The sequence below is a fragment of the endosymbiont of Bathymodiolus septemdierum str. Myojin knoll genome (assembly GCF_001547755.1).
Taxonomy (GTDB): domain Bacteria; phylum Pseudomonadota; class Gammaproteobacteria; order PS1; family Pseudothioglobaceae; genus Thiodubiliella.
Map to the genome: position 1 here is coordinate 807323 of NZ_AP013042.1, position 13779 is coordinate 821101.

The 13779-nt window shown below is 36.0% G+C and carries 16 protein-coding genes; 8 read left to right on the plus strand and 8 right to left on the minus strand.

The window, feature by feature from the left end:
* Genes BSEPE_RS04325 through BSEPE_RS04345 form a run of 5 tightly spaced genes read left to right on the plus strand, consistent with a single transcriptional unit; the run spans position 1 to position 4762 of the window.
* On the plus strand, positions 1 to 930 hold the full coding sequence (locus BSEPE_RS04325) for a branched-chain amino acid transaminase (protein ID WP_066044477.1): 930 nt from the start codon (positions 1 to 3) through the stop codon (positions 928 to 930).
* Complete coding sequence (locus BSEPE_RS04330; RefSeq protein WP_066044478.1) at positions 930 to 1124, plus strand: zinc-finger domain-containing protein; 195 nt, start codon at positions 930 to 932, stop codon at positions 1122 to 1124. The genes BSEPE_RS04325 and BSEPE_RS04330 overlap by 1 nt, the downstream gene beginning before the upstream one ends.
* A gap of 10 nt (positions 1125 to 1134) precedes the next feature.
* Positions 1135 to 1656, plus strand: a complete 522-nt coding sequence (locus tag BSEPE_RS04335; protein WP_066044480.1) for a shikimate kinase — start codon at positions 1135 to 1137, stop codon at positions 1654 to 1656.
* The gene (locus BSEPE_RS04340; protein WP_066044484.1) at positions 1653 to 3011 is read left to right on the plus strand and encodes a TolC family protein; all 1359 of its coding nucleotides are present in this window, start codon (positions 1653 to 1655) and stop codon (positions 3009 to 3011) included. Before BSEPE_RS04335 ends, BSEPE_RS04340 begins: the two co-directional genes overlap by 4 nt.
* Entirely contained in the window at positions 3011 to 4762 is a 1752-nt protein-coding gene (locus tag BSEPE_RS04345) for a M61 family metallopeptidase (protein ID WP_066044485.1), read from the plus strand. The genes BSEPE_RS04340 and BSEPE_RS04345 overlap by 1 nt, the downstream gene beginning before the upstream one ends.
* Before the next feature lie 410 nt (positions 4763 to 5172).
* Here the strand turns inward: BSEPE_RS04345 and BSEPE_RS04350 are convergent, their stop codons facing one another.
* Both BSEPE_RS04350 and BSEPE_RS04355 read right to left on the minus strand, forming a co-directional pair.
* Positions 5173 to 5517, minus strand: a complete 345-nt coding sequence (locus BSEPE_RS04350) for a YegP family protein (protein WP_066044487.1) — start codon at positions 5515 to 5517, stop codon at positions 5173 to 5175.
* Between the two features lie 18 nt (positions 5518 to 5535).
* Positions 5536 to 5760, minus strand: a complete 225-nt coding sequence (locus tag BSEPE_RS04355; RefSeq protein ID WP_066044488.1) for a DUF2188 domain-containing protein — start codon at positions 5758 to 5760, stop codon at positions 5536 to 5538.
* A gap of 142 nt (positions 5761 to 5902) precedes the next feature.
* On the opposite strand from BSEPE_RS04355, the gene BSEPE_RS04360 reads away from it, so the two are divergent.
* Positions 5903 to 6220, plus strand: a complete 318-nt coding sequence (locus BSEPE_RS04360; RefSeq protein ID WP_066044490.1) for a helix-turn-helix domain-containing protein — start codon at positions 5903 to 5905, stop codon at positions 6218 to 6220.
* On the plus strand, positions 6213 to 7052 hold the full coding sequence (locus BSEPE_RS04365) for an ImmA/IrrE family metallo-endopeptidase (RefSeq protein WP_066044491.1): 840 nt from the start codon (positions 6213 to 6215) through the stop codon (positions 7050 to 7052). Before BSEPE_RS04360 ends, BSEPE_RS04365 begins: the two co-directional genes overlap by 8 nt.
* Positions 7053 to 7112: 60 nt before the next feature.
* Here the strand turns inward: BSEPE_RS04365 and BSEPE_RS08015 are convergent, their stop codons facing one another.
* Together BSEPE_RS08015 and BSEPE_RS04370 are read right to left on the minus strand one after the other, a co-directional pair.
* A complete protein-coding gene (locus tag BSEPE_RS08015) occupies positions 7113 to 7265 on the minus strand; it encodes a hypothetical protein (protein ID WP_157059385.1) in 153 nt (50 codons plus the stop codon).
* Between the two features lie 74 nt (positions 7266 to 7339).
* The gene (locus BSEPE_RS04370; RefSeq protein WP_331710344.1) at positions 7340 to 8104 is read right to left on the minus strand and encodes a transposase; all 765 of its coding nucleotides are present in this window, start codon (positions 8102 to 8104) and stop codon (positions 7340 to 7342) included.
* Here BSEPE_RS04370 and BSEPE_RS08020 point away from each other — a divergent pair.
* Entirely contained in the window at positions 8064 to 8417 is a 354-nt protein-coding gene (locus BSEPE_RS08020) for a PDZ domain-containing protein (RefSeq protein WP_066044495.1), read from the plus strand. The two genes, BSEPE_RS04370 and BSEPE_RS08020, sit on opposite strands and share 41 nt — an antisense overlap.
* Positions 8418 to 8563: 146 nt before the next feature.
* Here BSEPE_RS08020 and BSEPE_RS04380 read toward each other — a convergent pair whose 3' ends face one another.
* From BSEPE_RS04380 to BSEPE_RS04395, 4 genes are all read right to left on the minus strand, one after another.
* Positions 8564 to 8818 carry an HNH endonuclease signature motif containing protein gene (locus tag BSEPE_RS04380; RefSeq protein ID WP_066044497.1) on the minus strand — a complete coding sequence of 85 codons (255 nt, stop codon included), beginning with the start codon at positions 8816 to 8818 and terminating at the stop codon, positions 8564 to 8566.
* A gap of 80 nt (positions 8819 to 8898) precedes the next feature.
* A complete protein-coding gene (gene dcm, locus BSEPE_RS04385) occupies positions 8899 to 10284 on the minus strand; it encodes a DNA (cytosine-5-)-methyltransferase (RefSeq protein WP_083502977.1) in 1386 nt (461 codons plus the stop codon).
* Positions 10277 to 11299 (minus strand): restriction endonuclease, encoded by a 1023-nt coding sequence (locus tag BSEPE_RS04390; protein ID WP_066044500.1) that lies wholly within the window; start codon positions 11297 to 11299, stop codon positions 10277 to 10279. Before BSEPE_RS04390 ends, dcm begins: the two co-directional genes overlap by 8 nt.
* Positions 11300 to 11692: 393 nt before the next feature.
* The gene (locus tag BSEPE_RS04395) at positions 11693 to 13567 is read right to left on the minus strand and encodes an NAD+ synthase (RefSeq protein WP_066044501.1); all 1875 of its coding nucleotides are present in this window, start codon (positions 13565 to 13567) and stop codon (positions 11693 to 11695) included.
* Positions 13568 to 13779: the final 212 nt, after the last annotated feature.

Genomic DNA, 13779 nt, shown 5'->3' on the forward strand with positions numbered 1-13779 from the left:
ATGCCAGGATTTGAAGACAGAGACGGTTTAATTTGGTTTGACGGAGAGTGGGTTGATTGGCGTGAAGCCAAAATTCATGTGCTAACACACACGCTACATTATGGCATGGGTGTGTTTGAAGGTGTTCGTGCTTATCAAACAGATAAAGGTCCTGCGATTTTCCGCTTAGAAGAGCATACAAACAGGCTGTTTAATTCCGCCAAGATTATGGCAATGGACATTGGTTATTCCAAAGATGAAATCAACCAAGCACAGCGAGATGCTGTAACTAAAAACAATTTAGACGGTGCCTATATCCGCCCAATGTGTTTTTACGGATCAGAAGGTATGGGGTTGCGTGCTGACAGCTTGAAAGTTCATACTATTATTGCTGCGTGGGAATGGGGTTCATATCTCGGTGAAGATAATATGAAAAATGGTTTACGCATCCGCACTTCAAGTTATACCCGTCATCATGCTAATATTACAATGACTAAGGCAAAAGCAAATGGCAATTACATTAATTCAATGTTAGCATTGCAAGAGGCACTAACAGATGGTTATGATGAAGCATTATTATTGGATGTTGATGGTTTTGTTGCCGAAGGCAGTGGTGAAAATATTTTTATCGTTCGTGATGGCGTTCTCTATACGCCTGATTTAACTTCTGCATTGGCGGGCATCACTCGTGATACTATTTTTGAACTTGCCATAGATTTGGGTTATAAAGTGATTGAAAAACGCATCACCCGTGATGAAGTATATTGTGCGGATGAAGCGTTTTTTACTGGCACTGCTGCAGAAGTAACACCCATTCGTGAGCTAGATAATCGCACAATCGGTAACGGCTCTCGTGGCCCAATCACTGAGAAATTACAAGCATTATATTTTGATTGTGTTTACGGTCGTAACGATCAGTATAAACGCTGGATTGCCAAAGGAGGCTGCTAATGACCATAGGTATTAATGATTTTCAACAAAAGAATGTGAGTTTCAGTGTTATAAAAAGAAAAGATTTGCCTGCACATTGTCCACCAATTGAAGCGCAAAAATGGAACATGCATCCCAAGGTATTTATGCAGTTTAGTAACAAGGGCGAGGCAGTTTGCCCATACTGCGGCTCCAAATATCAGTTAGTTGACTGATCTCACCCTGATGGTTAAGCCCGTTCAAAATGTCATTTTAATCGGTCCAATGGGCTCTGGTAAAACCTCGGTAGGTCGTCGTCTTGCCTGTGTACTCAAACGCGATTTTTTTGATACTGATTTTGAAATTGTTGCTCGCACAGGTGTTGCTATTGACCATATTTTTGATGTAGAGGGAGAAGAGGGTTTTCGCAAGCGTGAAACGCAAATGCTCAAAGATTTGTGTGAAATTCCTAATATCATCATTGCCACAGGCGGCGGTATTGTGATCAAAGAAGAGAATCGAAACCTGTTAAAACATAATGGTTTTGTAGTTTATCTCTCTTCCAGTGTTGAGCAATTAGTCAAACGCACCGCCAAATCTAAAACCCGACCTTTGTTGGAACAATCAACAAATAGAGAAAAAACTTTGCGTGATTTATTAACCGCCAGAGAAGACTTTTACCAAGACACAGCAGATTTGATAGTGGATACTACAGGTAAAAAACTCTACTCTATTATTAACGAGATAAAAAAGGCAGTCGGACAATGAAAAGTACTTTAATCATTAGTGTGCTACTTATTGCTATAAATGTTCAGGCAATGACAGAACAAGATTTTGTTGAGCGCCTTAAATTTATTCATCCTTTTTTCAAGCAACAAACGCTTTTAAGTACGATTAAAAAGATTGAAAAGGTGGCAACTACTGCTAATGAAGACTGGATTGTTGCACTGGATAGCACTTATCAAAACGAAACCAATGCCGCAGATGCATTGGCAACTTATAACGATTTAACCACGACTTCTATTGGTGTCTCTGCCACTAAAAAACATGTAACGACGGGCAGCGATATTGTCATAAAGCACACCTGGTCAGAAAATAACAAAGACCTAAATAGCACTCACAATCAATTCTCTATTGATTATGTCTATCCTTTATTACGCAATAGAGGTGGTATAAATGACCGTCTTAGTGGTGATATAGCGAAAATTTCCATTGCTAAAAATCGGTTGGAACGACTTGAGGCAGAAGAGGGGTTTATTTTTAAACAGTTAACCCGTTTTGTAGATTTGGCGTATGCACAGCAACAGCGGTTGATTGACGAACGACGACTAACATTAGCAAAAAAAGAATTGACCTTGGTAAAAAAGAAATACACTGCCTCAGTTGTAGAAAGAGTGGATGTGCTTTTACAAGAAGATGCCTACCAAAGGGCAAAGCAGCAATTGTTACAAGCGCAACAAGAATTAATATTACTGCGTCATGAAATTGCCATTATGCTTGGACTTGATTTTAAAGAAATTGTCGCTGAAATAGATTTGTACAAGATGTATAACCCTAAAGTAACAAATTTAAAGAACTACCTGATAGAGAATTCTAGGGTGTTAAAAATCAGCGAACTGGAAAAAAATACAATAAAGCGTCAATTGCGTAGTTTTAAAAACCAATCTAGGGCAAAACTTAATTTAAACTTGGGTCTTAGTAATGATACCTACTCAAAATCAATTGACAATCAAAGCACCACTTGGCGCGTAGGCCTGGGTTTAGCCTATCCTTTGGGTGGCGTTCAAACTAAGAGTGATATTCAAAAAGCCAATCAGCAGATTTTAAGTTTAGAGCAGTCTAAACAACAACAGTTATTGGATATTTATACAAAGGCAAAAACCTTAAAAGAGAAAATTCAATTATTAAAGGAAATGTTAACTTCTAATAAAGTGCAAATCGACATTGCTAAAGCACGCACTATTGAAGAAAAACAGCGTTATGTGAATGGTAATGGGCAGGCGAGTTTTGTGATTAATGCGCAAAATAACGAACAGATTGTTGAATTAAATTATACAAAAACGGCCAAAAATTATCAAAAGGCTGTACTTGAATTTAAGGCTACGATTGATCGTTTGCTATAATGATTTATTATCAAATCACCCCAAAGAATGTTAATGCACACCTCTTTGAGGTGCATTTAACTTTAAGCAATCCAAACCCATTAGGACAGGTATTTTCGTTACCAAACTGGATTCCAGGCAGTTACTTAGTGCGTGATTTTACCAAACATATTGTTCGTATTAAGGCGCAAAGTAATGGTAAATCTATCAAAATTAAAAAGTTAGATAAAAACCATTGGATTGTTCAACCTTGCACAAATACTATTAAACTCACTTATGAGGTATACGCCTATGATTTATCTGTGCGATGTGCCTACCTCACCAATCAACGCGCCTTTTTCAATGGTAGTAGTGTGTTTTTACACGCGCTTGGCTTTGACCAAGCACCTTGTGAAGTTACCCTTAATTACCCAGCAGAAAAAGTGCTGGGGAAATGGCGTTGTGCCACAACGCTCACCTTAAAAAGTAAACAGCAGGATAGTGAGATTTATACCGCTGATAATTATGAAGATTTAATTGATCATCCCGTTGAAATGGCGGACTTTAGCCGTTTTGAATTTAGCGTGGATAATATTCCCCATGCGATGACTATTACTGGCGAGCATACGACGGATATTGCTAGATTGCAAGATGATTTGCGCTGTATTTGTCAGCATCACATTGATTTTTTCGGTGGTCAAGTACCTTTTGATGAATATCTGTTTCTAACCTTGGTAACCCATAAAGATTACGGTGGCTTAGAGCATAAAAAATCCAGTAGTTTAATTTGCGCCAGAAAAGAACTGCCAGTGATAGGAAAACCTGACATAAACCCTGAATATGCACGCTTCTTAGCATTATGCTCGCATGAATATTTCCATGCTTGGTGGGTTAAAACCGTTAAACCTGCAAGTTTTTACAACCTTGATATGAGCCGTGAAAACCACACCGAACAATTATGGATTTTTGAAGGTTTTACCTCTTATTATGATGAACTTTCGTTACTACGAACACAATTATTATCCATTGAGCAATATTTAACGCTATTTGCGCAAACCATCAGCAAGGTTCAGCGCGGTACAGGTCGTTACAAGCAATCTTTGGCGGAGTCTAGCTTTGATGCATGGACCAAATTTTATCAACAAGATGAAAATGCACCCAATGCCATCGTTAGTTATTATACCAAGGGAGCAGTATTTGCATTTGTATTAGATATTGAAATTCGTAAACGCACCAATAATAAATATTCCTTGGACAGTGTGATGCGCATAATTTGGCAAGACTATCAAACCATAGGTTTGGAAGATGACACTGTGCAAACGCTGGTAGCAGAGATTACCCAAAGTGATTTTAGCGAATTTTTTGACGCCTATTTATATGGCGTAGATGATTTGCCACTGAAACAAGCCTTTGATTACATCGGCATTAACTGTGAATTCATCCACAAGCCAGGTGATTTATTGAATATTGGCTTGGGCATTGATAAAACCCAAAAATACGCCGTTGTCACGCATATCCTTGATAATTCCTGCGTGCAAAATGCAGGGCTGTATGTTAGGGATAAAATTCTAAGCATCAATGGTGTTAAATTAAAGGCTAAAGACTTGGTAAAAACACTAGGTTCTTGCAATGAAGGTGAAATGATTAAAATGGGAATCTTAAGAGACAAGGCGCCACTTGAAATAAAACTCAACATTACACTCACTGAAAAATCACATTGCGTTCTGACACCTGATGCCAAATCTAGTCAAGAAACCTTAAAAAGACAAAAACAATGGGCGTTGCCAAAATAAGGAAGCAGAAGGGCGTTTTAAAATAAGGCTATGCATATGACTCTCTTATTATTAAATAAATCACTCTCTGACCCTAATTATTAAATAAATCACTCTCTGACCCTAATTATTCTGTTAGGTATTTTTATAGTCATAAGTTATTGTTTTTAGATGTAATTTACTAAATAAAAGGGTAGCGTCCCCTTATTCAGAGGCTTCTTGCATACGCTTCATGTGTTCGTCTTTATGTAAGAGAATGGTCTTTGAATTTCAGTTGTTGATATTGGTCATAAATTAAGCTATCAATAATTAAAAGTTACACCTTTATTTTAATGATAGCTGGCGAAAAGCAAGTTTTTTTAATTTTATTCTGTGCGTTAAAAAACCGACTTAGATTACTCTAAATCGGTTTCTGATGTTGCTAACTTAAATTAAGTTAAATCATCTACAGGAGCGTTTGGTGCATTCGTCTTTACTGACTCAATTCCGATTTCTGCGCCTTGTTTAGAAGCGTAGCCCTCAGAACCAGTAAGAATTACTTGACCATTATCTGCTGATTTCAAATTGAAATACCACTGATTGTCTCTATCACTTTGCTTGATTGTAAAGTTATTAAGACTTTGTGAGTTTTTTCTAACAGACTCTATTCCGTTTTCAGCAGATTGCTTAGCAACATACCCTTCAGATTTACCAATATTTTCTCCATTTACAGCTTTTAATCTAAACCAATATTGATTGTCATTACCTTTGTATATTTCAAATTTTCCATTACTCATATATTTCTCCTATTAAAATTATCCTTTTGGCGGAAATGGGTCGTTCCCATAACTATCTCTATCTCTTATTTGTCCATTTTTCCTGTGGATAAATAATTCTGACTCTTGTGATCTGCTAATTTTTCTACCAGCATCAATCGCACTTTTTTGTGTTTCATGGATTGACGTTGCTTTCGTATTACCAGCTCCTTTTACTGCCCACTCTTTTCCGTGGGGTACAACATGTTGATTTTTATTTGGCATTAATTTCTCCTAAATAGAGGTTAAAATACAATCAGATATATCTGACATATACGTAATATATACTTTTTCATTGCATATGTCAAGATTAATTTGTATAATTGGTTAGAAATATCTAACATTATTAAAATTAGGAGATATGGTTATGGCGTTAGGGTTGAAAATAAAAGAATTAAGGTTAAATAAAAAAAAATCACTTCAGGAAGTTGCAGATGCAATAAAAATTTCTAAGACGCACATTTGGGAGATTGAAAGAGGGACAGCAAAAAACCCTTCATTAAATTTGCTTGAGAGTTTGTCAAGTTATTTCGGAGAAACTATAGACTCGTTAATTAATGATGATGACAAGATAGATAAAAATAAAAGCTTTGCACGAACGATACAAGGCATGGGTCTTACTGATGCAGACTATAAGGCATTGGAATTTGCTGCTGAGTTATTAAAAAATAGAAAAGGTGATTAAATTAGATCTTATTGAATTTGCTGATTACATTCGCCCTAAAGAAATAGTTGATGAAATATTAAAGCAAAACCCAAATATTAAAATACCAATACCACTTAGTGAAATCGCTAAAAATATTGGCATAGTGGATATTGATTACAGACCACTTGGAAATCTTGAGGGTGCTTTAGTGGCTAATGAGTATAAGACAGAGGGTGTTATACTTATAAACAATTCAAAAGAAGCAGGAACAAAAGAGAGGCAAAGATTTACTTTAGGACACGAAATTGGGCATTTTATGATTCCACGCCATGGACATAAAATGAGTTGTTCTATTTCTGATATGAGTACCACTAATAAAGATGAGAAAATTGAAATTGAGGCAAATGACTTTGCATCAAAGATATTAATGCCCGATCAATTATTTTGCAAAGGCAGTCTTTTTGATAATCCATCGATTGAAAATATAAAAAAACTTGCAGTAATTTATGGAGTAAGTTTTGCAGCGTGTTCCAATAAATACATAACAAATCATCACGAGCCTTTAGCGATGGTATTTTACAAAAATAAAAAGTTTAGATACTTTAAGAAAAGTAAAGACTTTCCTTTTTATTTTAGTTTTGAATGTAAAAAAGGCACCCAATTGCCACTAGATAGTTTGGCTAATAACTTGAATGATTTTTCAGATGAAAATATAAGTTTGGATTATACTGACGCTTCAGTTTGGATTAGTAAAACCAATGGCTTTTTATTACCTGATGAAATAATAGAAGAGGTCTATATTCAGAAAAATGGGTATTCTGTCGTATTACTTAAGTTTGAAGAAGAGATTGAAGAAATCGAAAATTATTGATTTTAAATAATTTCGCTATTATTCATAAATAATACAAGGGATTTAGTTATATAGATAAGGCTACTTTTTAAAATGAGTTTGTTTACGAGAGCTTGAATCTTGCTTTGAAGATCTAGCTGATTTCATTTCTTGCTGGCGCTTATTCTGCACAAATTCTAATAGCTCGCCTTGATTTATAAAACCTTGCTCTTTAGCTTGCCTTATCTCACTCATGCTAATTTGCTCAGTTGCTATTTTTAGGCTATCAATGCTGATTTTATAGCAGAATAGGGGACAGGCTACTTTTATTATAATTTTTTCTCATTTTTCGGTCTTCCTCTCGCTTTTAAAGTTGATAACAAGCCATATTTCTTTGCTATTTTTATAGTCCAGTTTTTATTACCAAGTGGTGCCTGCCTATTAACACTGTTTCTAATTTTGTCTAATTCCTTTTGGTAGATTGGGGTATTTACATAGGCCGTCCAATCATCAAGTTTTAAATAAGGTGGATGTAGTAATGTTCGATTTTTAAAAACTCTTTCTGCTAATGAGCCATATTGCCAATCTTGTGCAAATTTACTTAAATTAGCCCTTAATGCATTAGCCTCTATATAGCGTAATAAAGTTAAGTAGTAGTTGTCTTTTTCAACAATAAAACTTTTAAATCTACCTTGCCAAATATGCCCTGATGTTTTGTTTTTCTTATGATAATAACGCACATGTGAGGTCATAACCCATTGCATAAATTTACTTAAACTATTCTCGCTTTGAGGAATGAGCAGTAAATGAAAGTGATTAGGCATAAGACAATAAGCGTGTAGTTCAATATTTTCTCTTTGTAATCCTATTTGTAGTAATTTTAGAAAAAACTCGTAATCCTCTTTATCATCAAAAACTTGCATACGCATGTTACCTCTATTGATAATATGATAAATTCCACCTTGGGTTTGACCTCTTGGTATGCGGGGCATTTTGGTTTTTGGATAATAAAAATAGAGGATTATACTATAAAAAGTAGCCTGTCCCCTATTTTTGCACAAGCCAGGTGATTTATTGAATATTGGCTTGGGCATTGATAAAACCCAAAAATACGCCGTTGTCACGCATATCCTTGATAATTCCTGCGTGCAAAATGCAGAGCTGTATGTTAGGGATAAAATTCTAAGCATCAATGGTGTTAAATTAAAGGCTAAAGACTTGGCAAAAACACTAGGTTCTTGCAATGAAGGTGAAATGATTAAAATGGGAATCTTAAGAGACAAGGCGCCACTTGAAATAAAACTCAACATTACACTCACTGAAAAATCACATTGCGTTCTGACACCTGATGCCAAATCTAGTCAAGAAACCTTAAAAAGACAAAAACAATGGGCGTTGCCAAAATAAGGAAGCAGAAGGGCGTTTTAAAATAAGGCTATGCATATGACTCTCTTATTATTAAATAAATCACTCTCTGACCCTAATTATTAAATAAATCACTCTCTGACCCTAATTATTCTGTTAGGTATTTTTATAGTCATAAGTTATTGTTTTTAGATGTAATTTACTAAATAAAAGGGTAGCGTCCCCTTATTCATTGAATCTAGGTTTTTAGATAACTGACGTTTAGTGTGTGCTTCGTCATGGTGTTTTATACAAAGTACAACAAGGTTGTTCTCTTTGTTATTTGAATGATCTTGATCTATATGGTGGATATGACAGCCGTCAGATTGGCAAACCACACAAGCATAAGCGCTTTCATAGAGGAGACGATTTTCAATAGCTTTAGGTATTTTAGGTCTTGCCATTCTTTAATGTGTTTCCGTCACACAAAAAATGGGGACACAAAAAATGGGGACAGGCTATTTTTATTGCTGCTTCTACCATTTTAATCCACTATAAAAAGTAGCCTGTCCCCATTTTCTCGGCAGTTTAAAGTGGCGCGTTTTTGCGAAGGCAAAACAAGTGCCGCTTTAAATTGTCCGCTGGAGCTATTTGTTAGCTGTTTTTTAACATTATGTTCAATGAAATCTAATAAGACAGACTTAACAACTGGAACTGATACACCATTTCCCATTTGTTTGTAGACAGCACTATCGTTGTCTAAAAGTTTATAAGTATCTGGATAGCCTTGAAGCCTTGCACATTCTCTCGGAGTGATACGCCTAGCAATATTATTTTGGACAATACCGAGTCGATTAGAGTCAGATGCAGTTAGGGTAATTGAAATCCCGTCAGGATCTAAAAACTTAAATACCTCAAAGGACATGTTTCCACAAACAGGGTTATACTGACCATCATAGCAACTTAAATAGCCCTTATTGATGAGTGATGATGTGACACTATTAAAATCCTTAACATGATAAAAAGTTTCAATTTGCTCTCTAGTTAAACGTTTACCATCTTGATGTGTGCCAAATATTTTTTTTCTTCGATTTGATATGAGAAGGTTCATGAAATTTATTTCATTAGGAGTACAAATACCTTTTACGCCGAGTTCCCATGAATGTAATGACTTCCCACCTCGATAATCTATCAACCTATACCCATTAAGTTGTGTGAAATCAGATCTGACTACTTTTTTTAGCTTGCTTGTGAAGTCTGGAGAGCAAGTATATTTAGAATTTGGATTTTCCTCTAATATATCTTTAACAACTTTAGGTTTCCTTTCTTCTTCTTCAAATAAAGATGTTTGTAAGTTTTCTGTATTTAATTTGAATTTATGAGTATCAGCAGCACCAAGATCACTGTTTAAGGTAAGATTTAATTCTTTATTCATTACACCAAGAATATATATTCTCACCCTGTTTTGTGGAACATCATAATTGCTAGAGTTTAATAAAAGATAATCAACCGAGTACCCAATTGCCTCTAATTTTTCTTTGATTGTTTGGTAAGTTCTTCCCTTATCGTGGGTTATTAATCCACGGACATTTTCAAGTAAAAAATAGTCAGGTTTTTTTTGATTTAGAATTCTTTCAACATCAAAAAAGAGTGTTCCCCTAGTATCTCCAAAACCCTTTCTTTTCCCAGCATACGAAAATGATTGACATGGAAACCCAGCTAACAAAAAATTAAAATCAGGAAGTTCATTAACTTCTCTAATATCAGAGTAAGGGTTTACGCCAAAATTTAATTCGTAAGATGCACAAGCATTTTTATCTATTTCTGAACTGAATACACATTCAGTTTTGATTCCAGACTCTAAACAAGCCTGCTCCATAGCAAGACGTATACCACCTGTACCAGCGAATAAATCAATGAATTTAATCAAGTGACTCACCTATCCATGAGCAAAGAATATCGAACTCTTGGTTTGAATAAGCTACTGTACAATCACTATTTGCACAAATAGTTGAAATTGCAGATACTCTTTGGAAATTACCTGCACCATCTAAAACATAGGCTATTTTATAGCCATTTGAATGCATAAGGTTCATTCGGTCTGCGGCTTGCCCTGCTTTTCGTTCAATCGTGCTGTTTGTAGTTACCTGAAAACTAGCTTCTATTCCTACTTTTTTAGTACCTTTTTCTACAACTACGTCAAAAGGCATACCACTTTCTTTTTCATACCCATCTAATGCAATATAACCATTACTGATAACGCGATAGTTGCCACCTAATGACTTGGATAAATGTTTTACAATTTCTTGCTGGGCAAGTTGACCTAATGAATTTGCAGTTGCACCACCTGTAATACGGCTTACGTTTATATAACGTTCTTTAATATACTTTTCTAAAATTTCTGTTTTTCCTAGTAACGTACCAATTTCACAAGCTACTAACCCAGCCTCTTCATTGACCGTTGATGTTGAACCAAACATCAATAGAATAAACATGTCTTTATATAGATCCGATAGCTGTTTTATCTCAATTAAACCTTCACCATCTATAAAGAGTTTTTTGTTACCAAGGCCACGAATAGGAAGGCATTTAAAATCATAAGTGTAGTTATTTGAATTCCATGAGAATTCTATGGAATGCTTGTTCTTGCCAGATTGGAAAATTGAGGAAAAGGCTCTACCAAGCCTTTGTATTGGTTCACCACCATAATCAGCTAGAACACATAGATGTTTTAGGAATAAATTGGCTGGGAATTCAGAAGCATCCAGAAGATCAAATACTTGATATGGGTTTTTCTTTGAGAGGGAGATGATTTTTAAGAAATCATCTTGGGTTTGCAATAATTTGGGAATGACACTAATTGCTGCATTTGCTTGATTCAGGTGTTCAGGCCACCATAAAATGGCATTTTTCTCTAACTCGCTGATATTTCTATTGAATTTCATCTGTTACCCTGAATCTTATAAATACGTTTATTTTCTCATATGTTGCTACAAGCTGCAAGTTGCCCCGGCATTTTTTTACAGCTAACTATTAGTATAAGGACATATTCCCTTATATACTCTATTAAAACTAAAGACATGTAAATATTTCATATTTTTATCATTTTATAGATTTAAAATTAGATTTTTACTTGATATGCGATATTTAAGTAAAAATATTTCTTACACCATTTTAACTTGTTAATATTGGCAATTATGATAGCAGAAATAATGCCTATCATCATAAAAAATGTGCAAATTAATAATCAAGTAAACTTTTTTCTGGCGTTTAAAGTTTTTAGTATTATTTTAAAGCAATACGGCTAATGCAGATGATTGGAAAATTTTAAGTTAATATCAAGGTTGGAACTTGGAAGTCATTGGATAACGGCGCTCTTTACCAAAGGCATTAGCGCTGACTTTAGGACCTGGAGCGCTTTGACGGCGTTTGTATTCGTTGTTTAGCACCAGACGGGTAATGCGTTTTACGGTGTCTGGGTTATGGCCTTGTTGAATAATTTGGCTAACAGATTGCTTTTGCTCAATAAACAATTCTAAGATGGCATCCAATTCATCGTAAGGAGGCAGAGAGTCGCTGTCTATTTGATTGGGGGCGAGTTCGGCAGATGGCGCTCTGTCAATGACACGACCAGGAATGACATAATTAATGGTGTTACGATATTTTGCAAGGCGATAGACCATGGTTTTGGCAATGTCTTTAAGCGGGGCAAAACCGCCGGACATATCGCCGTAAAGGGTGGCGTAGCCGACTGCCATTTCAGATTTATTGCCAGTAGTGAGGACTATTTTGCCTGATTTGTTGGAAATTGCCATTAATAGCGTACCACGAATGCGAGCTTGGAGGTTTTCTTCGGTGGTGTCGGGTGTTAAGCCTGCGAATAGGGGGCTGAGTTGCATATTAAAACTGCTGACCATTGGGTGAATATTAACTTCTTGATAGTCCACGCCCATACTGCTGGCTTGGGCTTTGGCATCTTCTAAGCTCATACTTGAGGTGTATTCGTAGGGCATCATTATTGCTTGAATATGCTCACTACCGAGTGCATCAACAGCAATGGCAAGGGTTAAGGCGGAATCGATACCGCCTGATAGGCCGATAACAGCACCATTGAATACACCATTTTTGTTGATATAGTCTTTTGTGGCAAGCACCAAAGCATCATATAGGGTTTTTTCTATGGGTTCGTAAGGCGGTATTTTGCTTGGCGCGTCTAAAACTTGCATGGCAACTTGGAAAAACGGCAATTGCTGCGTCACTTCACCGTGTTTATCCATTGCAAATGAGCCACCATCAAACACCAATTCATCTTGCCCACCGACCATATTGACATAGATAAAATCAACTTTATACTCACAAACCCTTTGTTTAATTGTTTCCAGTCGCTCTGTGTGCTTGTTAATTTGAAAAGGGGAGGCGTTAAGGCTGATAATTGTCTGTGCGCCGAAATCTACAGCTATACCAATAGGTTCTGCGTCCCAAGCGTCTTCACAAACGACTAAACCAATACGACGACCATTGCATTCGAATACAAAAGGTTTATTGCCAGCTCTGAAGTAGCGCTTTTCATCAAAAACACCGTAGTTGGGTAATTTCTGTTTATGGTAGGTGCGTATTTGCCCATGTTGTATCAAGTAAGCACTGTTATACAACCCCCCGTCAAAGCGAGTAGGCGCACCAAATATAATGCTCATGGTTTCTGGTAACTGAGTGCGGATATACTCAACAGCCTCTTCTGCTTGACTGATAAAACCTTCACGCAACAATAAGTCTTCTGGCGGGTAGCCAATCAAGGCTAATTCTGGGAACACCAGTAGGGTGGTACCTAAATCAAAAGCTTCAAATGATAAATCGATTATTTGTTGGGCATTATTTTTTATATCGCCAACAATGGGGTTAATTTGGGCGATAGCGATTTTTAAGGATTCTGAGTTGCTTGAAAGTTTTTCTAGCTGTTCTTGCCAAAATTCAAGCTTCACTTTATTTTTGTTAATTTTGGCTTGTTCAATTTTAGTATTTGCCACCACTTCGGCAGGGGAGAGTCCCAAAATGGAGGCAAATAACCAAGCATGGGTCTCAGATAGCGCAGATTTACCTGATTTATATTTACTTAAATTGGATTGATTAATGTCGTATTCTTGGGCTATCTTATAGTCTGAAAACCCAGTCTTCTTGCGGACTTCAGCCAGGTATTCCTTGGTTTTTGTTGCCATGGTATTTATATGTATTTTTTAACTAATATAACCCAATTATACCGCAGTCATAAAGCCGTTAATTAGTTAAAAAATACAAGTAGTGGTAAAAAAACTATAATATATTCATAAGTATATGATTTTTAATATAAATAATAATTATATAATGGCATAATATGGCTTTAATAATACTAAGATACTAAAGGTCGGAAATAGCCTGTTTTGGATGTGAT

Bases quoted from the DNA above. Each gene is read 5' to 3' on its own strand.
- BSEPE_RS04340 (WP_066044484.1), top strand. From the start codon at position 1,653: ATGAAAAGTACTTTAATCATTAGTGTGCTACTTATTGCTATAAATGTT.
- BSEPE_RS04330 (WP_066044478.1), top strand. From the start codon at position 930: ATGACCATAGGTATTAATGATTTTCAACAAAAGAATGTGAGTTTCAGT.
- BSEPE_RS04370 (WP_331710344.1), bottom strand. From the start codon at position 8,104: ATGCCCAAGCCAATATTCAATAAATCACCTGGCTTGTGCAAAAATAGG.
- BSEPE_RS04360 (WP_066044490.1), top strand. From the start codon at position 5,903: ATGGCGTTAGGGTTGAAAATAAAAGAATTAAGGTTAAATAAAAAAAAA.
- BSEPE_RS04325 (WP_066044477.1), top strand. From the start codon at position 1: ATGCCAGGATTTGAAGACAGAGACGGTTTAATTTGGTTTGACGGAGAG.
- BSEPE_RS04355 (WP_066044488.1), bottom strand. From the start codon at position 5,760: ATGCCAAATAAAAATCAACATGTTGTACCCCACGGAAAAGAGTGGGCA.
- BSEPE_RS04345 (WP_066044485.1), top strand. From the start codon at position 3,011: ATGATTTATTATCAAATCACCCCAAAGAATGTTAATGCACACCTCTTT.
- BSEPE_RS04395 (WP_066044501.1), bottom strand. From the start codon at position 13,567: ATGGCAACAAAAACCAAGGAATACCTGGCTGAAGTCCGCAAGAAGACT.
- BSEPE_RS08015 (WP_157059385.1), bottom strand. From the start codon at position 7,265: ATGAGTGAGATAAGGCAAGCTAAAGAGCAAGGTTTTATAAATCAAGGC.
- BSEPE_RS04390 (WP_066044500.1), bottom strand. From the start codon at position 11,299: ATGAAATTCAATAGAAATATCAGCGAGTTAGAGAAAAATGCCATTTTA.
- BSEPE_RS04350 (WP_066044487.1), bottom strand. From the start codon at position 5,517: ATGAGTAATGGAAAATTTGAAATATACAAAGGTAATGACAATCAATAT.
- BSEPE_RS04380 (WP_066044497.1), bottom strand. From the start codon at position 8,818: ATGGCAAGACCTAAAATACCTAAAGCTATTGAAAATCGTCTCCTCTAT.
- BSEPE_RS04335 (WP_066044480.1), top strand. From the start codon at position 1,135: ATGGTTAAGCCCGTTCAAAATGTCATTTTAATCGGTCCAATGGGCTCT.